Source organism: Pseudomonas sp. SWI7, assembly GCF_006351945.1.
Taxonomy (GTDB): Bacteria; Pseudomonadota; Gammaproteobacteria; order Pseudomonadales; family Pseudomonadaceae; genus Aquipseudomonas; species Aquipseudomonas fulva.
The window spans coordinates 2,676,004-2,700,862 of sequence record NZ_CP040930.1 but is presented as its reverse complement, the minus strand read 5'-3'; the positions used below and the strand labels follow the sequence as shown (position 1 = coordinate 2,700,862).

The following is a 24,859-nucleotide window of genomic DNA, read 5'->3' as shown; positions in this document are numbered from 1 at the left end:
TTGCGATGGCTCGGTCAGGCTCACGGCCTGGGTTGAGCCCCGACCATAGCCAACTTGTCCGTCCCTGCAAAGGCCGTGTCGCGCAGCAGCAACTGCCGCCACTGCGTCTGCTGCGCCGCGCAAGCCTCGACCAGGTAGTCGTAACGCTTGCCCACCCGCGCAGCCACCGGCACGCCGTCGCGGTAGAGCAGCCGGTTGCCGCTGGTGGCAGGTACCTTGGCCCCCGGCAGCAACGTGCCGATCAGGTTCAGCGGATCACTGGCGCTGACCACCACCAGTGTGCCGTCCGCCGCTTGCCGGCGAATCTGGCGCAGCATTGCCACGGCTTCGGGCAAGGCGAACTGTTCGCCGGACAATCCGGCAATGAAGCGCCCGCCCCGTATTTCCCCACGCGCCTCCAGGCGATGGTAGCAGCGCAGCAGATCACGCCAGGGCGGCAGCACATCGCTCTCACGCGCCAACAGGCGCCAGCACATCACCCCGTAGCGCTGCAGCAGCAGGCGAGCAAGGTGTTCGATGCGCTGATCCTGATCCAGCTCGGCTTCGCTGCGCGCCAGCAGGGCCCAGCGCCCTGCATGGGCCATGCTGCTGGACAAGGGCAGGTGACCGAAGCGAGGCCGACGCGTGGTGCGCCGAGCGGCCGGGGTGATCAGGCTGCGCAGCCCGGTGAAGCTGTCGGCATTGGCCAGGCCTGCACCGACCAGCGCCTGCAGGGCCGTTTCCAGTTCGCTGGGGAGCAGGCGGGCCTCTTGGGCCAATTCGTCGAAGAACAGTGCACCCCGGGTTTTCAGGGCGTCATGCACCCGCTGGGCGCGTGGTCCCAAGGTGTCGAGACTCGGGGGTGGGGCCAGGCTTCGCCACAGCTGCAGGTGTTCGCGAGGCAGCAACACCACAGGCGTGCTGGCCACCGTGCTGGCTGACACGGTGTTTGCCAACCGGCTCCAGGCGAACTGCCCGCTGCGGCAAGCCTCGTCGAGCCAGCTGGGGCTGTAATCGCGTACGCGCGCCGGCAGCACGTCGGCTTCCCACGCCCCGGCCGCACTTGGAAATCCCTGCAGCTGGGCCAGCACAGCAGGCAGCGCCTGCGGCCCTTGCAACCGTTGCCCCGGATCAAGGTGTTGCCAGTGAAACAGGAAACGCATGAAGTCCTGCAGGCTGACGGGCTCGATCTCCCGGCGCAGGCGTTTGACGGTATAGCGGTGAATACGCGCCAGCAGGTGGCGTTCGCACCACTGTGTGGCTACTGCATCCGGGCTGAAATGGCCCCGTAGCACATGGCCTTGGGCCTCGAGCCGGGCCAAGGCCTGTTCCACCTCAGCGATGGGCTTGCCCAGCGGCGCCGCAAGCTGGGCGACGGTGACAGGCCCATGGCCGCTCAGCCGGGCACGCAGCAATTCGGGCAGCGCCAGGCCGTGGTCCACGGGTTGATCGAAGCCAGGCAGCGGTTCGACGGCAGGCACCAGAGGGCAATCGGGGTAGACGGCTTGCAACAGCGTCAAGCGCTCACGGGCCAGCCACAACGCCTGCTCAGGCAGGTAGACGGCCCGGCCCCGCTTGGCCAGCTGGTCAAGCAGCGTACGCCAGCGTGAGCCTGCCTGGGCTTCTGTCTGGCTGATGGCGCCCAGGCTCATCAGCGCTTCATGCATTTCATCAGCGTTGACCGGCTGCGGCCAAGCCTCGGCTGCCACCGCCGCGATCGCATCCGCATCCAGTGCACCCAGCTCATCGCCTGACTGCACATCCGCCCAGCGGCGATTAAGGACCGCCTGGGTACGACGCTCTTCAATCGGGGCATCATCCAGAAAGGTGTAAGGCCTGGCGTTGAGAATGGCTGAGGCCAGCGGCGAGGGCGCCGACAGGTCGCATGCCAGCAGGCGCACGGCACCGCTTTCCATGCGCCGCAGCAACACCAGCCAGCCCTTGCTATCCATGGCGTCGTGCAGGCAGTCGTCGAGGGTCTGACGAACCAGTGGGTGGTCCGGCACCTGCCGTTCACCGGGCAGATTCTCAAGGCAGGCGATCTGATCGGGGAATACCGAGGCGATCAGGTCCTCGCTTTTCATGCGCTGGATCTGCGGCGCAACTTTGCGACCACCGGCAAAACGCGGCAAGGCCATCGCCACACCCGCGTTCCAGCGCCAGCGCACACCGAACATCGGGGCGTCGAGCACGGCCTGGATCAGCACCTGCTCGGCGCTGCGGCTGTCGAGGTAGCGCCACACTTCGTCGAGGGCGAAGCTGTGGCTGGTTGACAGCGACAGCACGATAGCATCTTCACTGGCTGCCGCTTGCAGCTCGACATTGAAGGTACGGCAGAACCGCTTGCGCAGGGCCAGCCCCCAAGCGCGGTTGATGCGGCTGCCGAACGGCGAGTGAATGATCAGCTGCGTGCCGCCTGACTCGTCGAAGAAGCGCTCCATCACCAGGGTGTCCTGGGAGGGCAGGGCGCCCAGTACCTGCCGCGTACGGGCCAGGTAGTCGAGCAACTGTTCGGCACAGCTGGCGTCCAGTTCGAAGGTGGCTTGCAGCCAGGCCAGCACGTGCGGCAGCGAGCCACCGGCGTGTTGCAGGCGGTCATCGATCTGCCCTTGCAGCCTGGCCACGGCAGCGCTGAGCTCGCGGCTGCGCCCAGGGGCTTCGCCTAGCCAGAACGGGATCGTGGGGGGCTGGCCGTGTGCGTCTTCGACCCGGACTCGCCCGGCCTCCACGCGCAGGATGCGATAGGACGCATTGCCCAGCTGGAAGATGTCGCCAGCCATGCTCTCCACGGCGAAGTCTTCGTTGACGCTGCCGATGTTCAGCGCCTGGGGGTCGAGCATGACGGCGTAGTCGGCATTGTCGGGAATCGTCCCGCCACTGGTCAAAGCGGTGAGCTGGCTGCCACGGCGCCCTCGCACCATGCCGCTGACCGCATCGCGGTGCAGGTACGCGCCGCGCACGCCCTGGCGGCCGTTGTAGCCTTCGGCAAGCATGCCGAGCAAGGCGTCGTAATGTTCGTACGCCATCGTGTCGAACGGCATGGCCTGGCGCAGGCAGTCGAACAGCGCTCGCTCGTGCCAGGTCTGGTTGCTGGCCTCGGCGACGATCTGCTGGGCCAGTACATCCAGCGGCGCCTGCGGTACCTGTACTTCATCCAGCTCGCCGCGGCGCACGCAATCGAGCAGCGCCACGCACTCGATCAGGTCGTCTCGCGATGTCGCGAACAACCGTCCTTTGGGCACCCCGTCCACCTGATGCCCAGCACGCCCCACGCGCTGCAGGAACGCTGCGATCGAGCCGGGTGAAGCGACCTGGCACACCAGGTCGATGTCGCCGATGTCGATGCCAAGTTCCAGCGAGGCCGTGGCCACCAGCACCTGCAGCTCGCCGGCCTTCAGGCGCTGCTCGGCACTCAGGCGCCTCTCCTTGGACAGGCTGCCATGGTGAGCGGCCACCGCCGCCGCGCCCAGCCGATCGCTCAGGTGACGGGTGATACGCTCAGCCAGCCGCCGGGTGTTGACGAACACCAGGGTGGTGCGATGCGCACGGGCCAGTTCGGCCAAACGATCGTACACCAGCCCCCATGCATCCTGGTCGAGCACCGCCCCCAGTGGCACGGGTGGGATTTCGATGGCCAGGTCACGTTGACGCGCGTGCCCCACATCGACGATGGCGCAGGCCCGCCCGCTGCCCACCAGAAACTGCGCCACGCGTTCGACCGGACGCTGGGTGGCAGACAGGCCGATGCGTCGCAGCGGACGGTCACACAACGCTTGCAGGCGTTCGAGGGTCAGCGCCAGGTGGCAACCGCGCTTGTTGCCGGCCAGGGCATGGATCTCATCGACGATGACGGTGTGCACCGTGCGCAGGCCTTCACGTCCAGAGGCCGAACCCATCAGCACGTACAGGGACTCCGGGGTCGTGACTAGAATGTGCGGCGCCTGCTTGCGCATGGCGATACGTTCTTTCTGGGGCGTATCACCGGTGCGCACCGCCGTGGTGATGGTGGGGGCTGCGTGCCCTTGCGCTTGGAGCGCGCGCTGGATGCCCTCCAGCGGTACTTGCAGGTTCAAACGGATGTCGTTGGACAGGGCTTTCAAGGGCGATACATAGACGATTTGCGTGGTGGCGTGCAATGTGCCGCCCTGCTCCAGCCCCTGGCGAAACAGCGCGTCGAGCACTGCCAGGAATGCACTGAGCGTCTTGCCTGAGCCGGTCGGCGCTGCCAGCAGCACGGATTGTCCCGCCTGGATGAGCGGCCAGGCCTGGGCCTGGGCATCGGTCACCGACGGATAATGGCCTGAGAACCAGGCCGCAACGCCTGGATGGAACAGCTCAAGTACTGGATGGTTCGCGGCAGGAAGCGTCATGAGAAGGTTATGAAGGGTACAGGCCAGGTTGGCAAGTGACCGTTCGTCCGCCTGTGTCCGAGCCTGGCAGTGGCCTTGTCACGGTCGGGGAGGCATGGGATGCTCGCCGCCCATTTTCAGGGAGATCACCCATGGCCAATATCATCCGCATTGCCGCCGCATTATTGCTGGACCCGCAAGGTCGCACCCTGCTGGTGCGCAAGCGCGGCACCCAGGCATTCATGCAGCCGGGCGGCAAGATCGATGCAGGCGAAACCCCGGTTCAGGCGCTTGCCCGGGAGCTGCTCGAGGAACTGGGCCTGCAGATCGACCCCGCCAAGGCCGTGCGCCTTGGCCAGTTCAGTGCCCCGGCCGCCAATGAGCCGGGGTTCGAGGTGCAGGCCGAGCTGTTCCGGGTGGACTGCGCGGCAGCGGTAATGCCGGCGGCCGAAATCGAGGAGATCACCTGGCTGGCCGCTGACCAGACGCCAGAAATGCCCTTGGCGCCCTTGACCCGTGATCTGATCCTGCCGCTATACCACCAGTTGCTCAGCGTACCGCGCTGACACCGTCGAGGGTGGCGAACGAAGTGTCCTTGGCCGTCAGTAGAAAATCGCGCATGTAGGGCGCATCGAGCATGTCGGTGCGCACGGCCGCGTAGAGTGTCGCGAACAGGCCTTTTTCGCCCAGGCGCTTGCCTTTGACGTAGCCGCGAGAGCTGTATTCGTGCAAGGCCCAATGGGGCATGCCGCACACGCCCCGGCCGCTGGCCACCAACTGCATCATCATGACCGTGAGCTCGGAGGTGCGTACGGCCGCAGGTTCGATGTCGGCTGGCTCCAGGAAGCGGGTGAAGATGTCCAGACGGTCGCGTTCCACCGGGTAGGTGATCAGGGTCTGGTCCGCCAGGTCCTGGGGCACCATGTAGGGTTTGCTGGCCAACGGGTGTTGGTTGGCCACTGCCAGCATGGCTTCGTAGGTGAACAGAGGAACGTAGGTGATGCCGGCCAGGTCCAGGGGATCGGAGGTCACCACCAGGTCCAGGTCGCCACGGGCCAAGGCGGGCAAGGGCGCGAACGCGAAGCCTGACGCCAAGTCCAGTTCCACTTCAGGCCAGGCATCACGGAACTGATCGATGGTGGGCATCAGCCACTGGAAACAGCTGTGGCATTCGATGGCCATGTGCAAGCGACCGGCCGTGCCCCCCGCCAGTCTGGCGATATCGCGCTCGGCGCCACGCAACAGGGGAAGCGTGGCGTCGGCCAGTTGCAGCAGGCGCAGCCCGGCGCTGGTGAAGCGAATGGGCTTGCTCTTGCGCACGAACAACGTCAGGCCCAGGCGCTCTTCCAGCTCCTTGAACTGGTGTGACAGGGCCGACTGGGTCAAGTGCAACCGCTCGGCCGCTTCGACCAGGCTGTCTGCCTCGCGCAGGGCATGAAGGGTTTTCAGGTGGCGAATCTCCAGCACAGCTGACTCCGGGGGTAAGGCTGAGGGTGAACATCATGGAGTTGAGTTTCCCTCATGTTGCCGCCGCTGTCGACCGTGCCTTGCCTATCGACTGAGACGGTGCAGCGCCTGGGTAACTCAACCAAGCCCGTATTTCTTGACCTTGTCGAACAACGTGGTCTTCGCCATGCCCAACTCCTGGCTCGCCTGGCTCAAGTTGCCGCCGGTGCGCTGCAAGGCGTCACTGAGCAGGTTGCGCTCGAAGGCCTCCACAGCTTCGGCAAAGCCCAGCCCTTGGCTGCTGGTGCCCGTAGGGCCTTTCTTGAAGGCGGGCAGACCCAGCGCATAGCGCTCGGCCACGTTACGCAATTCGCGAACGTTGCCCGGCCAGTCGTGGGCCATCAGCCGTGACAGGGTCTGGCTGTCCAGAGTGGGCGTCTCTCGGTCGAACCGCAGGGCCGATTGTTGAAGGAAGTGTTCGAACAGCTGCAGGATGTCTTCGCGGCGTTCGCGTAGCGGTGGCAGTTCGAGGGTCACCACGTTCAGACGGTAATACAGGTCGCTGCGGAACTGCCCGCTCTGACCCAGGCTGTCGAGGTCGGCCTTGGTCGCCGCAATGAGCCGGCAATCCACTGGAATGCTCTGGTTCGAGCCGAGCCGTTCCAGGGTACGCTCCTGTAACACCCGCAACAGTTTGATCTGGAGGTTGATCGGCATGCTTTCCACTTCATCGAGGAACAGCGTGCCGCCGTTGGCGTGCTCGATCTTGCCGATGCGGCGTTTGCCAGCACCGGTGAAGGCGTTGGCTTCGTGGCCGAATATCTCGCTCTCGAACAGGTTCTCTGGCAGGCCACCGCAGTTCAGTGCCACGAAGGGCTGGCCCTGGCGACGGCTGAAGTCGTGCAGGCAGCGGGCCACCAGTTCCTTACCGGTGCCTGTTTCACCCTCGATCAGCACATTGGCAGAAGTGTCCGCCACGTTGGCGATCAGTTCGCGCAGGTGCTGCATGGCGGGCGAGCGCCCGATGATGCGCCCTTCCAGGCTGCTTTGCCCGGCAAGCTGGCGGCGCAGCGCCGACACTTCGCGGGACAGACCGCGCTGCTCGAGCGCACGGCGCACCACATCGACCAGCCGCTCGGGCGAGAAGGGCTTTTCCATGAAGTCATACGCGCCGTTGCGCATGGCGCCGACGGCCATGTCGATATCGCCGTGCCCGGTGATCAGGACGACTGGCAGGCTGCGATCGCGTGCCTTGAGACGGTTGAGCAGCTCTAGGCCATCGATACCCGGAAGGCGAATGTCACTGACCACGATGCCGGCAAAATCATCGCCAATGCGTTCGAGCGCCTGTTCGGCACTGCCCACGCCTTCGCAACCGATGTCCTCCAGCGCCAGTGCCTGCTGGCAGCCAAGAAGGACATGGGGGTCGTCTTCGACGATCAGAACGGTAAGGGGCGCTTGGGTCATGGAAAGTCTGCCGATTCGGTGGGGGTGGATGCCAAGGGCAGGATCAGCACGAAGGCTGTGCCGCCGCTGGCAGGATGCTCGACACTGAGGCTGCCCTTGGCGGCCGCAGCAAGGCTGGCCGAGAGGGTCAGGCCCAGGCCAAGGCCATCGTCGCCCGGCTTGGTGGTGAAGAACGGTTCGAAAAGATGCTTGCGTGCCTCCGGATCGATACCATGGCCGTTGTCGCGCACCTGCAAGCGGTATTTGTCACCTTGCAGTTCGCCTTCGAGCCACAAGGCCGGCTGGGGCTGGACAGCCATGGCATCCAGGGCGTTGCCGATGAGATTGACCAGAATCTGCTCCAGGCGGGTCTGGTCGATGGCCAACTGCAGGTCTTCGTAATCGCGGTGTACCTGTAGGTGGCTGCTATTGATGCGTTCTGCCAGCACCTGCAGGCTGGCTTCGACCGCCTTGGCCACTGCGGCCTGGCCGCTGTCGTCGCTGCGTCGGGCGAATGAACGCAGGCTGGCGGTGATGCGGCCCATGCGGTCGACCAGGCCATTGATGGTGCGCAGGTTGGTACTGGCGGTATCCAGAGCGCCGCGTTCGATGAACCGAACGGTATTGCCCGACAAGGTACGCAGCGCCGCCAAGGGTTGATTGAGCTCATGGGCAATACTGGTGGACATCTGCCCGATGGCCGCCAGTTTGCCAGCCTGCACCAGTTCGTCTTGGGCCTGGCGCAGGGTCTGCTCGGCATGACGGCGCTCGCGTATCTGCCCCTTGAGCCGCTCATTGCTGGCCCGCAGGTCGGCCGTACGCTCGGCGATGCGACGCTCAAGCTGGCTATTGGCTTGCTCCAGCGCCTCGCGGGCTGCCAGGCGGGTGGCGATGACTTTGCGTCGCTCGTTCCAGGCGATGCCCAGAATGGTCAGCAAGGCAAACGCCACGCCAACCAGAATACCTTGCACCATGGACTCGCGGCGCAGGTCCTGAAGCGGCGTCAGCAGCGTGAAGTGCCAAGGCGTATCGACCAGGCGACGTGTCTGGGCCAGGTAGGCCACCTCATGCGGGTTGCCCTGGGCCGTTTCGCTGTTGGCCGGGAAGGTCAGCTTTTCCACCCCGTCGGCCAGGGTCTCGCGCCCCAGCGGTTGCAGCTCGTTGAGCGGCCACCAGTAGTATTGCAGGCTGCGCGCCAGGCGCTCCTTGGTTTGCGGGGTCAGCGGACGGACTGATTTGAGGCGTCGAGCCGGATCGCTGGAAAGAATGATGATCCCGTTCTCGTCGCTGACGAACGCTTCCAGGCGGGCGCGCTGCCAACGTTCCTCCAAGGTATCGAGGCGCACCTTGATCACGGCCACGCCGATGATCTTGCCATGCTCCTCGAGCCCATGGGCCAGGTAGTAACCGGCTTCGCCCGTGGTGCTGCCGATGCCGTAGAAACGCCCCGGTTCGCCACGCACGGCGGTCTGGAAATACGCGCGAAACGACAGGTCTTCACCCAGGAAGGAGTCGGTATCGCGCCAGTTGCTGGTGGCCTGCACCCGCCCCTGGGTGTCGAGCACGAAGATCGCGCGGCTGCGGCTGCGCCGGTTGAGGCCTTCGAGGTATTCGTTGACGGTTTGCCGTGAACCTCCATCAGGGTCGGTCAGCAGGTGCGACACACTGTCTTCGAGTTCCAGCAGGCTGGGAAGGTAGGTGTACTTGCTGATCTCGCTTTCGACCGTGCGTGCATGCAATTCCAACTGGCGTTCGCCATTTTCACTGAGCACCCGTATGCCGTTGCTCTCGCTGATCAGGAACCCGGCCATGCCCAGCCCGATCATCAGCAGGATGATCAGCGGTGGTAACAGCAGTTGGCGAACAAGGCGGGCTTTCACGGCAGGCTTGGCAGGTAACAGGAGCGAGGGGTCGCATTTCATCACAGTGACCTCGTCACGACCAGCGCCCGCTGCCCGCAAGGGCGGCGGGGCCGAGCGGCTCGATGAGGCAGGATCAGTGCTGAAGGATCTTGCTCAGGAAGTGCTGGGTGCGTTCGTGACGGCCTTCGGGGTTGCCGAAGAAGTCTTCCTTCTGGCAATCCTCGATGATGTTGCCCTTGTCCATGAAGATCACGCGGTTGGCCACTTTGCGAGCAAAGCCCATTTCGTGGGTCACGCACATCATGGTCATGCCTTCGTGGGCAAGCTCGACCATCACGTCCAGCACTTCGTTGACCATCTCCGGGTCCAGGGCCGAAGTAGGCTCGTCGAACAGCATGACGATCGGGTCCATGGACAATGCGCGCGCGATGGCGACCCGTTGCTGCTGACCGCCGGACAACTGCCCGGGATGCTTCTTGGCGTGGGCACTCAAGCCGACGCGGTCGAGCAAGGCCAGGCCCTTCTTGGTGGCTTCGGCCTCACTGCGGCCCAGCACCTTGCGCTGGGCAATGGTCAGGTTTTCGGTGATGGTCAGGTGCGGGAACAGCTCGAAATGCTGGAAGACCATGCCCACGCGCGAGCGCAGCTTGGGCAGGTTGGTCTTGGCGTCGGCGATCGAAGTGCCGTCGACCACGATGTCGCCCTTCTGGAAAGGCTCCAGCGCGTTCACGCACTTGATCAGGGTGGACTTGCCCGACCCCGAGGGACCGCATACCACCACCACTTCACCTTTCTTGACCTCGGTGCTGCAGTCGGTCAGCACCTGGAAGTCCCCGTACCACTTGTTGACGTTCTTGATGGAAATCATACGGTGATCCTTTTTTGCAGGCGCTTGACCAGCCACGAAGCGGAGAAGCTGATGATGAAATACACGATGCCGGCGAAGATCAGGAACTCGTGGGAGCGCCCGATGATGTCGCCGTTGGAGCGTGCCGAGTTGAGGAAGTCGACCAGGCCTACCGTGTAGACCAAGGACGTGTCCTGGAACAGGATGATGCTCTGCTGCAGCAGCAACGGCGTCATCTTGCGGAAGGCCTGGGGCAGGATGATCAGGCGCATGGTCTGGCCATAGGTCATGCCCAACGCCTGGGCTGCGCCCATCTGGCCTTTGGAGATCGACTGCACACCGGCACGCACGATTTCGCAGAAGTAGGCCGCCTCGAACATCATGAAGGCGACCACGCAGGAGGTGAAGGCCCCCACCGGCGTATCCTGCCCAGTGATCCAGCGCAGCACGAACGGCACCGCCAGGTAGAACCAGGTGATCACCAGCAGCAGCGGGATCGAACGAAAATAGTTGACGTAGGCGCCGGCCAGCCTGGACAGCAGTTTATTCGACGACAGGCGCATCAGCGCCAGCAGGGTGCCCAGCACGATGCCGCCGATGACGCCCATCACCATCAATTGCAGGGTCATGGCCATGCCATCCCAGAGGGCGGGCAGGGCGGGGATGATTTCGCTGAAATCCAGGTCCATTTACTTGCCCCCCACAGAGATCAGGCCAGGTACGGCCACTTTCTTCTCGACGATACGCATGAGCAGCATCAGGCCCATGTTGAGGGTGAAATAGATCAACGTGGCCAAGGTGAACGCTTCGAACAGGTTCGCCGAGAACTCGGCAGTCTGCTTGGTTTGCGCCAGCAGCTCCATCAGGCCGATCAACGAAGCCACCGAGGAGTTCTTGAACACGTTCAGGAATTCGGAGGTAAGTGGCGGAATGATGATGCGGTAGGCCTGTGGCAGCAGCACGTTGGTGTAGATCTGCGGCAGGCTGAAACCCATCGCTCGCGCGGCGGCTTCCTGGCCACGCGGCAGGGCCTGGATGCCGGTGCGAACCTGTTCGCACACGCGCGCGGCGGTGAACAGGCCCAGGCACACGACCACACTGATCAAGGCCGACGTGGTCGGGTTCAAGTCCTGCTTGAACCATTCCTGCAGCCCCTCTGGCAGCAGGTCCGGCACCAGGAAGTACCAGATGAACAGCTGCACCAGCAAAGGCACGTTGCGGAACAGCTCGACGTATGCGGTTGCGATACCGGAAACGAGCCGGTTAGGCACGGTTCGCATCACGCCCAGGATCGACCCCAGCAGCAAGGCGATGATCCAGGCGGAAATGGCGATGGCGATGGTCCACCCCAGGCCGGTGATGTACCAGTCCAGATAGGTTTCGCTGCCCACGCCAGTGGACTTGAAGAATACGCCCCAGTCCCAGTTGTAATTCATCGGGATTTCCCCTCAGACGATTGTTTCACAGGCACCTTCCAGCATCCGAGGGCAAACTGCCCTCGGATGAAAGGTTAGACACTAACGGGGAGCCTGCCCGTTTAATTCGCGCCTTGCAGCGCGGCAGGCTCCAGGCTGGGGGTCAGGATTTCTTCTCGTCCGCCGCCTTGTCGGTCGGCTCGGCGATCAGCTTCTTGAGCTCGTCGCTCATTGGGAACTGCAGGTTCAGGCCTTTAGGCGGGATTGGCTGCTGGAACCACTTGTCGTAGCTCTTGTTGACTTCACCGGACTTGAAGTAGCCAATGATCGCGTCATCCACGGCCTTCTTGAAGGGCTCATCACCCTTGCGCACCATGCAACCGTAGATTTCGTAGGATTGCGGCGTACCGGTGATGACCCAGTCCGACGGCTTGCGAGCCTTGGCCATTTCGCCAGCGAGCAGCGCGTCGTCCATCATGAAGGCCACAGCGCGACCGCTCTCGAGCATGTTGAAGGCTTCACCGTGGTCCTTGGCGGAGATCACGTTCATCTTCATCTGCTTGTCGGCGTTCATGGCCTTGAGGAGGCGTTCGGAGGTGGTGCCCGCGGTGGTCACCACGTTCTTGCCAGCCAGATCTGCGAAGTCCTTGTAGGCCGGCTGGCCGTCCTTGACCTTGGTCAGCAGACGGGTGCCAACCTCGAAGATACCCACCGAAAAGCTGACTTGCTGCTGGCGCTCGACGTTGTTGGTGGTGGAGCCGCACTCCAGGTCGACGGTGCCGTTCTGTACGAGCGGGATGCGGGTCTGGGAAGTGACCAGGTTGTAGCGGACCTTGATGTCGGTACCCAGTTGCTTCTTCAGGGCCTCGACGACGGCCAGCTGGATATCGTGGGAGTAGCCGACGGGCTCTGGCTTGCCGGCCAGGTAGGAAAACGGGATGGAGGAGTCGCGGTGGCCCAGGGTGATGGTGCCTGAATCCTTGATCTTCTTCAGGGTGCCGGTGAGTTCTTCGGCCATGGCCGGCGAAGCGATCACAGCAGCCGCGATGGCGGCGCCCAGCAATTGACGAACGATACGCATCAAATTTTCCTCGACGTGTTTGTTTTTTTTATGGAGCCGTTGGCGGACTCTTTCGTTCAACGGATACGGCAGCGGTTGCATCCGGTTGAATGGATATGAGCAGAAGTCGTGCCAAGGTCCGTGAAGCATGTTAGCCCCGCTGAAAGCAAGGGCGTTAGCCTTGTTCGACTAATTCGAGTTTTTCAGCAGGGTCGGAAATTCGAATTACCGTCATTTTTATGTTCGGTTATCCGAATGAGTGCTCACCATTGTGCACCTAGCCATATGTATATGTAACACCTGTCCATGACAGCTCGATGTTCTGCTGCGGCATTTCCCAGACCAGAGGAAGATCCGTGGCAGATAACGCACTACCTCACGTTTCCGTTGATGCGCTCGTGGCGAGCGTGTTGCCGGCTTGGCTGACCAGCGCCGATCCAGACCTGCTCAGCACGTTCCATCGTGCGCTCGAGCTTGAACAGTTGTCCTGCGAGGCGGTCAAGGTGCGTCTGAAAACGTTGCCTGGGCTGCAGACCTTTGCCCGCCCATTGCTTCAGGAGGCGCTGCGAGCCATGGGCTTGGGCGAGGTGAATGTGGATACCGCTCGGGTGGTGGTGCACGACAGGCTTGCGATGCCCAGTGCCGCCCCTCGGCTGCACACACCCATGAAGGTGATTTACAGCAATGAATCGCTGTTGATGGCCGCGTTACACAACTTTCATGAAAGCGAGACCCATCCCGGCCTGCACCGGCGCGCTCAATTGCAGAAGGCAGACGGCACTGTACTGCCGCTTTCCTTCGAAGCGTTTGCTCGCCTCTGCCGGCAGCTGGATCTGGGCGGGCGGTACCAGCAGCAGCTGCATACGTGCCTGTTCCCCAAGGCGCGTCCCCCGGCACCCGCCGATTTTGGGCAGCGTGCAGTGGAACAGATTTTCGAGGAGCGCCTACGCGCGGCGCTTGATGTTGCAGTCAGGATGGCCAGGCTCAAAGGGCAGCTGACCGATCAAGACTACCTCACACTTCTGCCGCTGATAGCCCGCAAGCCGACGGTACCGGCCGTGGCTCAAATGTTCCAGGCGTTCGAGCTATTCGTCTTGGGTAAGCGCGTTCAGCGTTGCCTGGTCATTGAGCTTCGCGCGGCGGCAAATGGGCCCGTGCACGGCCTGATAAGCTGGTTTTCCAATGACCCGGCCGAGCCCATCGGGCGGCATGCGAACTGGACTGGATTGTACGAACACCTCGGCATGCGGCTGCGTGAGCGTCGATATACACAGTACTTTGCCGGCTTGATTGCTCAGCGCGAGCGGCCTGCGTTTCTGGCCCAGCTGGCGCAGTTGAACAAATCCTCGACTGGTCCTACACCGCTCGCCCTCGATGGTCGGCATTTCGCAATAGAAGGCTCTGTCTTTGCCTGCCTGCGCAAGCGCTTGCTCGATGCAATGATCGATGATGCCCGGGTACTTGCCGTTCCCACAGGCGACCTGACTCAACTTGAGCGGCACGAGCGCATCGACGCCTTGAAAGGGGCAGGGCTGGATGCGCTTACCCTGGCCGCGCTGTTCGTCCCCGGCCTGGGCGAAGTTTTATTTGTTGCGGCTGCGGTGGACGTCGTGCGCGAAGTCTATGACGGTTACGAGACTTGGCAGATAGGCGACAGGCAGCAAGCGCTGGCGCATGTGTTCAATGTGGCCCAGGTCGTGGCCACGGGCGCGCTGCTGGGTGCTGCGCAGCCATTGTTCGGCGGCGCGCTCGAGCGCATCGGTTTGGTCGACGGCCTCACGCCGGTCATGGCCGGCAACAGGGGATTGCGGCTAAAAAAGATGCCGGCGTCGGCCCACTACCTGGAGCATCCGGGGGAATTGATACGCAGCTTTGGCGCCGATCTTGAGCAAGTGTCGGACGTGGACGCCGACGCGCTGGTGCATATCACCGGCCTGACGCCCGAACACTTGCGCAGCCTGCGGGTACACGAGGAACCGGCGCCAGCGCGGTTCAGAGAAGCGCAGGCACGGCACCTGCTGTATGGGCAGGGGCCGACATCAGAGCTGTTGGTCGAGCAAGCGCTGACGCATTCAGTGGGCGAGCCAGGCGTTGGCGTGGATACGCTCACTCGCGACTTCACCGGCCTGTCAGTGCCACTTGCGCAAGAAATCGTGGAATGCGCGACCACAGAACAACTTGAAACGCTGATGAGCGGCAAGGTCCCCCTGCCGCTTGCTGAGCGGGCGCGTTGGGCAGTGCGTGAAAGCCGCATCGATCGCGCGCTGTTGGGCTTCGAGCATGAGCAGGCCACCAACCTGGACACACTGCGCCTGGCGCTGGCGCTGATCGATGAAACATCGCCATGGCCTGTGTCGATGCGTATCGAGGTGCGCCTGGGTGAGGCCCAGGGCAAGCTCGTGGCCTCCCACGGCCCAGTTGACGCACAGCGCACCGAGGTGATCGTGCAGACCAGCGGAGGATATCAGTTGCAGGCACGTTCGATTCAGGCCGTGGATCAAGGACTGCTGGCGTGTTTGCTGCAGACCCTGGATGAAACCCAGAAAACCGCCTTCGGCGGTTCATCGGTTACGGCTGTCGAATTGGCGGAAAACCTGCTGCACAGGGCGGCTGTCGATCGGGGCAAAACGGCCCAGTCACTGGGCATGGTGGCTCTGGGTGGCCGATTCAACCCGCCTCGCCGACTCCAGGATGGTCGTATTGGTTACCCCCTCAGCGGGCGAGGGGAGAGCAGCCGGCAAGCACTACGCCGGGGCATACACCGCATCTACCCGACGCTGACCGAGAGCCAGATGGACGCCTACCTGGAGCAATTGACCGAGCGCGACGTGAATTTATGGGACCACTTGAGCGATCTCGAAGGGCGACTGGCACGTTTGCGTGAGTCCCTCGCCTCCTGGGAGAGCCAACGCAATGGTTTCATCGATGGGCGCCGCCGACGCAGGGTTGCCACCCAGATCCGCCGCGCTTGGCGACGCAAGACAGTTGGGTCCGGGAACGATGAGTATGTGCTGCGTATACAGGGCGAGCAGGTGGGCACGCTACCTGACCTGCCTGACGACATCGATTTCAATCACGTGCGGCAATTGAGCCTGCGCAACTTGGCGCTTATCAACGTCAGCGACAACTTTCTCAAGCGCTTCCCGCACCTGCAGGTGCTCGATCTGCGCGGCAACCAGTTGACGCAGCTGCCGACCGGCCTCAGTGACCTGGAGCAGTTGCGGGTATTGCGGTTCGATGACAATCGAATCGTACTTCGACCTGACAGTGACACGGCACTGACCAGACTGACCCACCTTGAGTACATTAGCTTGAGCGGTAATCCGATCGGCAGAATACCGAACCTGTCTCCCCTACGTCATCTGCGTACGATTTCACTGCGCAACACAGGCCTGTTGAACATCCCGCAGCGCCATCAATTACTGTGGCGCGGCCTGATGGACATCCGGGAAAACCAGATTCGTGAGGTCAACGAGCATCTGCAGATGCTCGGAGAACACATCCAGCAAATGTCCCTGCACGACAATCCGTTGGACGAAGCCAGTCAGCAAGCACTCGCCACTGCAAACGAGGGCTCGCTCGCGCCGCGCACCCATGCCCAGGTGTCCATTGACGACGAGCTGCGAGACAGCTGGATTGGACCGGCCAAGCCAGACATTCGCCATCGATATGAAGGCATCTGGAACGCCTTGCTTGACGATGAGGGCTCTGCCGATCTCTTCCGGTTCCTTGCCGACTTTGCCGAATCTGACGATTTCCATGAACGCCCGCCATACTACCGCGCACGCATATGGCGCATTCTCGAATTGTGTGCTGAAAGTACGGATGTCCGCGAATCGGTCTACCTGCAGACCCAAGGCCCGCAGACCTGCGAAGACCGTTTGTTGCTACTGCTCAGTCAACTTGAGGTGAGAACGCTTATTGCCGTTCATACGGCTGGGGCGAGTGCCGGGCAGACTGAGCGCGAACTCCTGCGCCTTGGGCGTTCGCTGTATCGTCTGGACCAGGTGGACAGTATCGCCGCTCGGCATATCGAGCGTATGCGGCGCGATCCCTATGCGAGGGTGGATGACATCGAGGTGTACCTGGCTTACCGGGTCAATCTGGCGAACCGCTTGGGGTTACCGGCTCAACCAAGTTACATGAATTACCCGGAATTCAGCGATGTCAGCAGTCGGCAGATCAGGCTGGCCGGAGAGCGGGTACTGGCGGGCGAGAGTTTGGATGTACTGGCCGCGGCACTGGCGCAACGCGAGTTCTGGCAGTCGTTTGTACGCAGTCATTACCGCGAACGTTTCGAGGCGCTGGCTGCACCGTTTCACCAACGGCTCGAAACCGCCGAGCGCACCGTCGGCGAACACGGGGAGCAGGTCTATCTTCAACAGGCTGCTGCCTTGAAGGCTGAGCTCGATGCGCACGAGCAGGCGCTTTACCACGAGCTGGCCGTCGAGGCCTACAGCCGCCTGTGAGCATGTGCTGACAGGCGGCACATCTGGGTCAGGCAGCGTGACTGCGCTGCGTTGCCTTTTCCAGGTACTGGCTAAGGGTGTTCTGTTCGGCTTCGGTGGTGAACAGCCCAAGCTTGGTACGACGCCACAGGATATCTTCAAGGCTGGTAGCCCACTCATGCTCGCGCAGGTAATCCACCTCGCGGGCAAACAGCCCTGCACCGATGGCCTGACCCAGGTCCTGCGGGCCTTCAACACCTGCCAGAAGCGTCCAGACGCGGCTGCCATAGGTGCGTGCCCAGCGCTGGGCAATGGCCGGGGCAAGCCAGGTATGCCGAGCAAGCAAGGCTTCTTCAAGTGCCTGCGGCGTGGTCATGTCCTCACCGCCCGGCAGGGTTGATTCGGCTGTCCAACTACCGCCCATCTGGCTGAAGAACGGCTTGAGTTCGGCCATGGCCGATTCGGCCAGCTTGCGGTAAGTGGTGAGCTTGCCACCGAAGACCGAGAGCAGGGGGGCTTCACCGTGGGCGGCCGACAGTGCCAAAGTGTAGTCGCGGGTAACGGCCGATGGGTTGTCCGATTCGTCATTGCACAGAGGGCGAACGCCTGCATAGGTGCTGAAAATGTCACTGCGCTGAAGCTGATGATTGAAGTGGGCGTTGACCACGTTGAGCAGGTAGTCGGTTTCCTGATCGGTGATCGCCACCTTGGCAGGATCGCCCGTGTATTCACGGTCGGTGGTGCCGATCAGTGTGAAACGATCAAGGTACGGAATGCAGAAAACGATGCGCTGGTCTTCGTTCTGCAGAATGTAGGCGTGCTCGCCTTCATACAGCCTAGGGACGATCAGATGACTCCCCTGGATCAGACGGATCCCATAAGGGGCGTCCAGTTTCAGGTCGTTCTTGATGAACTGCGCCACCCATGGGCCGGCGGCGTTCACCAGGCCCTTGGCACGCACCGTCCGGGTGCTGCCGTCGGCGTGTTGCACTTCCACTTCCCAGAGGGCGCCGACACGTTTGGCGCCCAGGCACAGCGTCTGGGTGTGAATGTGCGCGCCATGTTCACGGGCAGCCATGGCGTTGAGGACCACCAGGCGAGCATCATCGACCCAGCAGTCGGCATATTCGAAACCACGGGTGATGGCCGGCTTGAGCGCAGAGCCAGCGCCAAATCGCAGGCTGCGCGAGGCGCCCAGCCGCTTGCGCTTGCCCAGGTGGTCGTACAGGAACAGGCCAGCACGGATCATCCAGGCAGGGCGCAAATGGGGGCGATGGGGCAGCACGAAGCGCATGGGTTTGACGATGTGCGGTGCCTTGGCCAACAGGACTTCGCGTTCGGCCAGGGCCTCGCGTACCAGACGAAACTCGTAATGCTCGAGGTAGCGCAGACCTCCGTGAATCAGCTTGCTGCTGGCTGACGAGGTGTGCCTGGCCAGGTCGTCCTTTTCACACAGGAAGACTTTCAGGCCGCGGCCGGCTGCGTCGGCGGCGATGCCCACACCGTTGATGCCACCGCCTATCACCACCAGGTCATAGCAGTCGGCGACGGGAGCGCTGGTCGAATCGGGCTGGGACACAGGGAAGGCCTCCTGGAGCAGTTCGTATCGAAAGTGAACATTTATGTTCGTTTCCGAAAATACTAGCGCAAGCGCAGGCGACTCGCCAGTCCGTATTCATAGAAAATACTGATCAGGTGACAAGCAAATGAACATTAACGAAAAAGTCAGCGGGTGTCGGGCGCCTGTGCCACGCCCATGCTCACAGCGCCGGCGCCGACCTTCTAAACCACTTCGACACGTACCTTGTGGTCATTGAGCAGTTGGACCAGGGCAGGGGTCGGTGCCTGGTCAGTCACCAGGCAGTCGACCAGGCTGATGGCCCCCAGGCGCACCATGGCATTGCGCCCGAACTTGCTGGAGTCCGCAGCCAGAATCACCTGCCGAGCATTGGCGATGATCGCCTGGGACACGCGCACTTCCTGATAGTCGAAATCCAGCAGGCTCCCGTCTTCATCGATGCCGCTGATGCCGACCAGGGCGTAATCGACCTTGAACTGATTGATGAAGTCCACACTCGCCTGGCCTACGACACCGCCGTCACGGCGCACGGTGCCGCCCGCCACCAGCACCTCGAAGTCATCCTTGGCCGCCAGGATGGAGGCGACGTGCAGGTTGTTGGTGATGACCTTCAGTTGGCTGTGGTTGAGCAAAGCGCGGGCGATGGATTCGGTGGTGGTCCCGATATTGATGAACAGCGAGGCATGATCGGGCACCTGCCGCGCGACAGCCTCGGCGATGCGCTGCTTTTCATCACGCATCTGGTCGGCGCGCATGGCATAGGCGGTGTTTTCGACGCTTGAATCGTAGGCTGCGCCCCCGTGGTACCGGCGCAACAGGTCGAGCTCTGCCAGTTGGTTGATGTCGCGGCGGATCGTCTGCGGGGTAACGACGAACAGCTGCGCCATTTCCTCGATACTGACGTAGCCGCGGTCGCGGACCAGTTCGAGGATTTGTTGTTGGCGTGGAGGCAAATTCATGGACGTCCTTCGGAGCAGCCTGACAAATGCTGCAATGATGCCGTAGGACGGGGATGACGACCAGCGTGGCGTCCGAAGGGTGGATCCGGCGCAGACCTGGGAGCGGACTGCGCCGTTGCCTAAAGCGATCAGGCGTCGTGATCTTCCCAATCGCGGGTGCGATCGACGGCTTTTTTCCAGCCGCCGTACAATTTCTCTTTCTGCGTTTCATCCAGTTGCGGGCTGAACTCCCGCTCGATGATCGCCTTGTTGCGCAGCTCGTCCAGACTGCTCCAGAAACCGCAAGCCAGGCCCGCCAGGTAGGCTGCACCCAGCGCCGTGGTTTCACGCATCTTGGGGCGCTCGACACACGTGCCGAGGATATCGGCCTGGAACTGCATGAGGAAATTGTTGGCCACGGCGCCGCCGTCGACGCGCAGTTCGGACAGGCGCTGGCCGCAGTCCTGCTGCATGGCATCGAGCACGTCGCGGGTCTGGTAGGCGATGGACTCCAATGCTGCGCGGATGATGTGATCCACCTTGACGCCACGGGTCAGGCCAAATAGCGCACCGCGGGCATAAGGGTCCCAGTAGGGGGCGCCGAGGCCGGTGAAGGCAGGCACCAGGTAGACGCCATTGCTGTCCTTTACCTTGCTGGCGAAGTACTCGGTATCCAACGCGTCATTGACGATCTTCAGCTCATCACGCAGCCACTGGACCGTGGAGCCACCGTTGAACACGGCTCCTTCCAGGGCATAGGCCACTTCACCGCGCGGGCCACAGGCAATGGTGGTCAGCAGGCCATGGGATGACGTGACGGCCTTGTCGCCCGTGTTCATCAACAGGAAGCAACCGGTGCCGTAGGTGTTCTTCGCCTGCCCCGGTTCCACGCACATCTGCCCGAACAGCGCCGATTGCTGGTCCCCGGCAATGCCGGCGATGGCGATGCCACTTTTGGTGTGCCCATAGACCTCGGAGGAGGAGCGCACTTCTGGCAGCATTTGCGCAGGAATGCCCAGGATGTCGAGCAGTTTTTCATCCCACTGCAGCGTGTGGATGTTGAACATGAGGGTTCGCGAGGCATTGGTGTAGTCGGTGACATGCACCTTGCCGCCGGAAAACTTCCAGATCAGCCAGGTATCGACGGTGCCGAACAGCAGCTCGCCACGTTCGGCGCGTTCCCGGGCGCCGTCGACATTGTCCAGGATCCACTTGAGCTTGGTACCGGAAAAGTACGGGTCGGTGACCAGGCCCGTGGTTTCACGAATGTAGTCCTCAAAGCCGTCGCGCTTGAGCTGGGCGCAGATTTCGGTGCTGCGCCGGCATTGCCAGACGATGGCATTGTACACCGGGCGGCCTGTTTCCTTGTCCCAGACGACGGTCGTCTCGCGCTGGTTGGTGATACCCAGGGCCGCGACCTGGGCATGGCTGATGCCAGCCTGGGCCAGTGCCTCGACCATGGTCGCACTCTGGGTGGCAAAGATTTCCATGGGGTCGTGCTCGACCCAGCCTGCCTGCGGATAATGCTGCACGAACTCACGCTGTGAGGTGCCGACCACATTGGCGTCACGGTCGAAGATGATCGCACGCGAACTGGTGGTGCCCTGGTCCAGGGCGATGATGTATTGCTTGTCCTGAGTGTCTGTCATGGTGTTGGCCTTGCAAAATAGGGGTCGTGGCGGGTCTGGCTGCCGTGCTCAACTGATTTGCGTATCGCCTTGGCGACCGTCGCCTGTCGCGGGCGTGGGCGCTGATGCAGGCAGGTTGCGGGCAATCAAGCCACGATAAGTGGCAGCACCCAGGCAGGCGCCGATGATAGGGCCGAATATCGGCACCAGGAAGTAAGGCACATCCCGGCCGCCGGTAAAGGCGATTTCGCCCCAGCCTGCCAGGAACGTCATGATTTTCGGGCCCAGATCGCGTGCCGGGTTCATAGCAAAGCCGGTCAACGGCCCCATGGCACTGCCAATCACCGCGATCAGCAGGCCGATCAGCAGCGGCGCCATCGCGCCGCGTGGCAGGCCGTTGTTGTCGTCGGTCAGGGCCATGATGACGGCCATGAGGATCGCCGTGATGACCACCTCAACCAGCAGCGCTTGCGCCGTGGACAGGGAGGGGTGTGGGTAGGTCGAGAACACCGCCGCCAGTTCCAGGCTGGATTCACTACCGCGCAGCAGGGTGTGCGCTTGTTCGAAATCGAAGAACAGGCTGCTGTAGAGGGTGTAGACCAGTGCCGCGCCGCAGAAGGCACCGCACACTTGGGCTAGTATGTAGAAAGGCAGCTTGCGCCGCTCAAAGCCGGCGAACAGGGTCAGCGCGATGCTGACGGCAGGGTTCAGGTGGGCACCGGAGATCCCTGCAGTGAGGTAGATACTCATGCTGACCCCCACGCCCCAAATGATGCTGATTTCCCAGAGTCCGAAGCTTGCGCCTGCGACCTTGAGCGCGGCGACGCAGCCGGTACCGAAGAAGATCAGCAGCGCAGTACCGAGAAATTCGGCCAGGCACTGGCTGGACAGCGTGGGTTGGCCTTGGGCAATTGTCATGTATGACCTCGTTGTTTTTGTTGTGAGTCGCGCGGGGCTCGACAGCAAGGCCCGGACCTTCCGGATTGTCCTGGGCGGGTATGAGATGCACCGTGAAGGTGCACCCCCGGTATTCAGAAACGAAAAAATATAGACAAGAAACGCTGATGTCAAAGGTCGAAAGTGAACGGTCAGTCACGTTTTGGGCAACCGCCGCTAGCGTGACGCCCCTTTGTAGAGCGGGGCGCTTGGGCTTATTGGCTGGGATGTAGGAATTGACCTAAAGTAGCTGCCGATCTGTCTTACACCGGAACTTCGTATGACACCCGCTCTGGATCTGTTGAAAAAGCATCACGCGCACTATCACGTTCACAGCTACGAGCATGATCCCAAGACAGCGTCCTATGGGTTGGAAGCTGCAGATAAGCTCGGCCTGGACCCACAGCAGGTGTTCAAGACGCTGCTGGCCTGTAGCGAAAAAGGAGAGCTGCTGGTGGCGGTGGTGCCTGTGGTGGGTACGCTCGATCTCAAGGCCTTGGCGCATGCGGCGGGCGTCAAAAAGTGCGAGATGGCCGATCCGGTCAAGGCGCAGCGAGCAACGGGTTACCTGGTAGGTGGGATCAGCCCCTTAGGGCAGAAGAAGCGTCTGCGCACCTTCATCGACGAGGCGGCGCAGCGTTTTGCGACCATCCATGTGAGTGCTGGACGACGTGGGCTGGAGGTAGAACTGGCGGCAACGACTTTGGCCGAGCATACTCAGGGCACCTTTGCCAGTATCGGCAGAACGTGATGCCAGCGCCCATTCACCCTCGCTACCCGCTCGGATCGAGCCGGTAGCGCGTCCGCTCAAGACGGAGCCCGGGCCTGGTCAGTTTGGCCCGCTGTGGCGACGAACCCCTGTTGCCTGCTGCACCGTCTGGGTAGCGATGCTACCTGGCACCGGGAACACCACCAGGTGGTCGGCTTTTACCGCAATGCCCACCTCTTCGCCTGGCTGACGATCCACATGGCTGGTGAAGATCGCTTCGAGCTGGCTGCCGGTGGGGAGTTGCAGGCGATACAGCGTTGAGGCGCCTAGAAAGCTCTTGGCCACGATGACAGCGCGCAACGGGCTTTCGGGAGCGTGCACGATATCATCCGGGCGCAGCAACACATCCACCGAGCTGCCCTGCGCCATGCGATAGGCACGGTTGCCTCGCAGCTCGCCCAGTTCGGTGCTGACGGCTTCCACGCTGGTCATCTGGCCACGGATGAAATAGCCCTGGCCGATGAAACTGGCCACGAAAGGTGTCTGCGGCTCGTGGTACAGGTTGTAGGGCGTATCCCACTGCTCAAGCCGGCCCTCCTTGAACACCCCAACCTGGTCGCTGACAGCGAACGCTTCTTCCTGGTCATGGGTGACCAGAATGGCGCTGGTGCCGCGCTGCTTGAGGATGTCCCGCACCTCATGGCTGAGCCTGCGACGAAGCTCCACGTCAAGATTGGAAAACGGCTCGTCCAAAAGCAGCAATTGCGGCTCTGGGGCCAACGCCCGTGCCAGTGCGACCCGCTGCTGCTGGCCGCCGGACAACTCGTGGGGGTAACGGCCACCCAACCCACCCAACTTGACCAGGTCGAGCATCTCGTCGATGACCGCAGCTTGGCGTGGGTGCTTGGCGATACCGAAGGCGATGTTCTGCGCCACCGTCAGATGGGGGAACAGGGCGTAGTCCTGGAACACCATGCCGATGCGACGCTTCTCCGGCGCCAGGGTAAACCCCGCCTTGGAAATGACGTTGCCGGCCAGTTGGATTTCGCCTTCGTGCACCGACTCGAAACCCGCGATGGCGCGCAAGGTCGTGGTCTTGCCGCAGCCGGACGAGCCAAGCAGGCAGCCAATGTCGCCTGCATTCAGATGCAGATTCAGGTTCTGGACGATGCGCTGGTCGCCGTAGCCGCAGGCAAGGTTGCGCAGGTTGAGCAGTAGAGGTTGACTCATGCGTGGTGGTAAGCCGGTTCGACGAGAAATTCGAGAAGTGCCTTTTGTGCATGCAGACGGTTCTCAGCTTGATCCCAGGCGACCGAACGGGGGTCATCGAGCAGATCATGGCTGATTTCCTCGCCGCGGTGGGCGGGTAGGCAATGCATGAACAAGACGTCAGGTGCTGCCAGGTCGAGCATGTCGCGGGTGACCTGGTACGGCGCGAAATGCGCCAGGCGACGAGCAGTTTCCTCTTCCTGACCCATGGAAGTCCAGACATCGGTGGTCACCAGGTGGGCGCCTTTTACCGCTTCGCGGGGATCGCGCACGATCTGCACGTGCTCAGCGCCGATGGCCATGAACCGGGGATCGGGCTCATACCCCTCGGGGCAGGCGATGCGCAGCTGGAAACCGAACTGCCGGGCCGCTTCGATGTAGGAGTTGCACATGTTGAAGCCATCGCCAATCCAGGCGACGGTCTTGCCCTCGATCGCCCCCCGGTGCTCGAGAAACGTCTGCATGTCGGCCAGAAGCTGACACGGGTGCGACTCGTCCGACAGGGCATTGATCACCGGTACGCGGGACTTGGCGGCAAAGTCGGTCAGGGTGCTGTGGGCGTGGGTCCGTATCATCACCACGTCGAGCATGCTCGACAAGACGATGGCGCTGTCGCCGATTGGCTCGCCTCGCCCCAGCTGGGTGTCGCGTGGGGACAGGAAGATGGCCTGGCCGCCAAGCTGGATCATCCCGGCTTCGAAGGACACGCGGGTGCGGGTCGACGATTTTTCGAAGATCATGCCCAGCACACGGCTTTTGAGCGGCTCGAACAGCACGCCGCGCTTGCGCAGGTCCTTCAGCTCGATGCCGCGGCGGATCACCCCGAGCAATTCGTCGGTGGTGAAGTCCAGCAGGGAGAGAAAGTGCCTAGCGCTCATGATTGACTACCTTATCTGCAACAGTATGCAGGCCGACCGTGCGGTTTTTTTTGACAACGGCGGTGACCTG

Annotated in this window: 17 protein-coding genes; 3 read left to right on the top strand and 14 right to left on the bottom strand. The window is 62.4% G+C overall.

Annotated elements, in window-relative coordinates; all coding sequences use genetic code 11:
- Positions 1-20 precede the first annotated feature (20 nt).
- On the bottom strand, positions 21-4,349 hold the full coding sequence (locus tag FH041_RS12400) for a DEAD/DEAH box helicase (protein WP_132579071.1): 4,329 nt from the start codon (positions 4,347-4,349) through the stop codon (positions 21-23).
- Positions 4,350-4,480: 131 nt separating this feature from the next.
- Between FH041_RS12400 and FH041_RS12395 the strand changes: the two genes are divergently transcribed.
- Positions 4,481-4,894, top strand: coding sequence for an NUDIX domain-containing protein (locus tag FH041_RS12395; RefSeq protein ID WP_027915365.1), 414 nt, complete (start codon positions 4,481-4,483; stop codon positions 4,892-4,894).
- On the opposite strand, the gene metR is transcribed toward FH041_RS12395, so the two are convergent.
- The 7 genes from metR to FH041_RS12360 form a co-directional block, all read right to left on the bottom strand.
- Entirely contained in the window at positions 4,878-5,795 is a 918-nt protein-coding gene (metR, locus tag FH041_RS12390) for a transcriptional regulator MetR (RefSeq protein WP_023535218.1), read from the bottom strand. The two genes, FH041_RS12395 and metR, sit on opposite strands and share 17 nt — an antisense overlap.
- 117 nt (positions 5,796-5,912) lie before the next feature.
- On the bottom strand, positions 5,913-7,241 hold the full coding sequence (locus tag FH041_RS12385; protein WP_027915364.1) for a sigma-54 dependent transcriptional regulator: 1,329 nt from the start codon (positions 7,239-7,241) through the stop codon (positions 5,913-5,915).
- Positions 7,238-9,142, bottom strand: coding sequence for an ATP-binding protein (locus tag FH041_RS12380; protein ID WP_132579069.1), 1,905 nt, complete (start codon positions 9,140-9,142; stop codon positions 7,238-7,240). Before FH041_RS12380 ends, FH041_RS12385 begins: the two co-directional genes overlap by 4 nt.
- 73 nt (positions 9,143-9,215) lie before the next feature.
- Complete coding sequence (locus tag FH041_RS12375) at positions 9,216-9,950, bottom strand: amino acid ABC transporter ATP-binding protein (protein WP_027915362.1); 735 nt, start codon at positions 9,948-9,950, stop codon at positions 9,216-9,218.
- Positions 9,947-10,618, bottom strand: a complete 672-nt coding sequence (locus FH041_RS12370; protein WP_027915361.1) for an amino acid ABC transporter permease — start codon at positions 10,616-10,618, stop codon at positions 9,947-9,949. The genes FH041_RS12375 and FH041_RS12370 overlap by 4 nt, the downstream gene beginning before the upstream one ends.
- On the bottom strand, positions 10,619-11,365 hold the full coding sequence (locus FH041_RS12365) for an amino acid ABC transporter permease (protein ID WP_023535216.1): 747 nt from the start codon (positions 11,363-11,365) through the stop codon (positions 10,619-10,621).
- 142 nt (positions 11,366-11,507) lie between these two features.
- Positions 11,508-12,425, bottom strand: coding sequence for a glutamate/aspartate ABC transporter substrate-binding protein (locus tag FH041_RS12360; RefSeq protein WP_027915360.1), 918 nt, complete (start codon positions 12,423-12,425; stop codon positions 11,508-11,510).
- Positions 12,426-12,760: 335 nt separating this feature from the next.
- On the opposite strand from FH041_RS12360, the gene FH041_RS12355 reads away from it, so the two are divergent.
- On the top strand, positions 12,761-16,873 hold the full coding sequence (locus FH041_RS12355) for an NEL-type E3 ubiquitin ligase domain-containing protein (protein WP_140174676.1): 4,113 nt from the start codon (positions 12,761-12,763) through the stop codon (positions 16,871-16,873).
- Between the two features lie 28 nt (positions 16,874-16,901).
- Here FH041_RS12355 and glpD read toward each other — a convergent pair whose 3' ends face one another.
- From glpD to FH041_RS12335, 4 genes are all read right to left on the bottom strand, one after another.
- Entirely contained in the window at positions 16,902-18,431 is a 1,530-nt protein-coding gene (gene glpD / locus FH041_RS12350; protein ID WP_027915358.1) for a glycerol-3-phosphate dehydrogenase, read from the bottom strand.
- Between the two features lie 203 nt (positions 18,432-18,634).
- Complete coding sequence (locus FH041_RS12345; protein ID WP_027915357.1) at positions 18,635-19,390, bottom strand: DeoR/GlpR family transcriptional regulator; 756 nt, start codon at positions 19,388-19,390, stop codon at positions 18,635-18,637.
- Between the two features lie 128 nt (positions 19,391-19,518).
- Positions 19,519-21,018 carry a glycerol kinase GlpK gene (gene glpK / locus FH041_RS12340; RefSeq protein WP_027915356.1) on the bottom strand — a complete coding sequence of 500 codons (1,500 nt, stop codon included), beginning with the start codon at positions 21,016-21,018 and terminating at the stop codon, positions 19,519-19,521.
- A 48-nt stretch (positions 21,019-21,066) separates the two neighbouring features.
- Positions 21,067-21,915, bottom strand: coding sequence for an MIP/aquaporin family protein (locus tag FH041_RS12335; RefSeq protein WP_028687590.1), 849 nt, complete (start codon positions 21,913-21,915; stop codon positions 21,067-21,069).
- 298 nt (positions 21,916-22,213) lie between these two features.
- Between FH041_RS12335 and ybaK the strand changes: the two genes are divergently transcribed.
- On the top strand, positions 22,214-22,684 hold the full coding sequence (gene ybaK, locus FH041_RS12330) for a Cys-tRNA(Pro) deacylase (protein WP_049696464.1): 471 nt from the start codon (positions 22,214-22,216) through the stop codon (positions 22,682-22,684).
- Between the two features lie 78 nt (positions 22,685-22,762).
- On the opposite strand, the gene FH041_RS12325 is transcribed toward ybaK, so the two are convergent.
- Positions 22,763-23,872, bottom strand: coding sequence for an ABC transporter ATP-binding protein (locus FH041_RS12325; protein ID WP_027915353.1), 1,110 nt, complete (start codon positions 23,870-23,872; stop codon positions 22,763-22,765).
- Positions 23,869-24,789: an ornithine carbamoyltransferase gene (argF, locus tag FH041_RS12320; RefSeq protein WP_023535282.1), complete on the bottom strand. Its 921-nt coding sequence runs from the start codon at positions 24,787-24,789 to the stop codon at positions 23,869-23,871. The genes FH041_RS12325 and argF overlap by 4 nt, the downstream gene beginning before the upstream one ends.
- Positions 24,790-24,859 lie beyond the last annotated feature (70 nt).

Bases quoted from the DNA above. Each gene is read 5' to 3' on its own strand.
- FH041_RS12400 (WP_132579071.1), bottom strand. From the start codon at position 4,349: ATGACGCTTCCTGCCGCGAACCATCCAGTACTTGAGCTGTTCCATCCA.
- FH041_RS12395 (WP_027915365.1), top strand. From the start codon at position 4,481: ATGGCCAATATCATCCGCATTGCCGCCGCATTATTGCTGGACCCGCAA.
- FH041_RS12385 (WP_027915364.1), bottom strand. From the start codon at position 7,241: ATGACCCAAGCGCCCCTTACCGTTCTGATCGTCGAAGACGACCCCCAT.
- FH041_RS12380 (WP_132579069.1), bottom strand. From the start codon at position 9,142: ATGAAATGCGACCCCTCGCTCCTGTTACCTGCCAAGCCTGCCGTGAAA.
- FH041_RS12375 (WP_027915362.1), bottom strand. From the start codon at position 9,950: ATGATTTCCATCAAGAACGTCAACAAGTGGTACGGGGACTTCCAGGTG.
- FH041_RS12370 (WP_027915361.1), bottom strand. From the start codon at position 10,618: ATGGACCTGGATTTCAGCGAAATCATCCCCGCCCTGCCCGCCCTCTGG.
- FH041_RS12365 (WP_023535216.1), bottom strand. From the start codon at position 11,365: ATGAATTACAACTGGGACTGGGGCGTATTCTTCAAGTCCACTGGCGTG.
- FH041_RS12360 (WP_027915360.1), bottom strand. From the start codon at position 12,425: ATGCGTATCGTTCGTCAATTGCTGGGCGCCGCCATCGCGGCTGCTGTG.
- FH041_RS12345 (WP_027915357.1), bottom strand. From the start codon at position 19,390: ATGAATTTGCCTCCACGCCAACAACAAATCCTCGAACTGGTCCGCGAC.
- glpK (WP_027915356.1), bottom strand. From the start codon at position 21,018: ATGACAGACACTCAGGACAAGCAATACATCATCGCCCTGGACCAGGGC.
- FH041_RS12335 (WP_028687590.1), bottom strand. From the start codon at position 21,915: ATGACAATTGCCCAAGGCCAACCCACGCTGTCCAGCCAGTGCCTGGCC.
- ybaK (WP_049696464.1), top strand. From the start codon at position 22,214: ATGACACCCGCTCTGGATCTGTTGAAAAAGCATCACGCGCACTATCAC.
- FH041_RS12325 (WP_027915353.1), bottom strand. From the start codon at position 23,872: ATGAGTCAACCTCTACTGCTCAACCTGCGCAACCTTGCCTGCGGCTAC.
- argF (WP_023535282.1), bottom strand. From the start codon at position 24,789: ATGAGCGCTAGGCACTTTCTCTCCCTGCTGGACTTCACCACCGACGAA.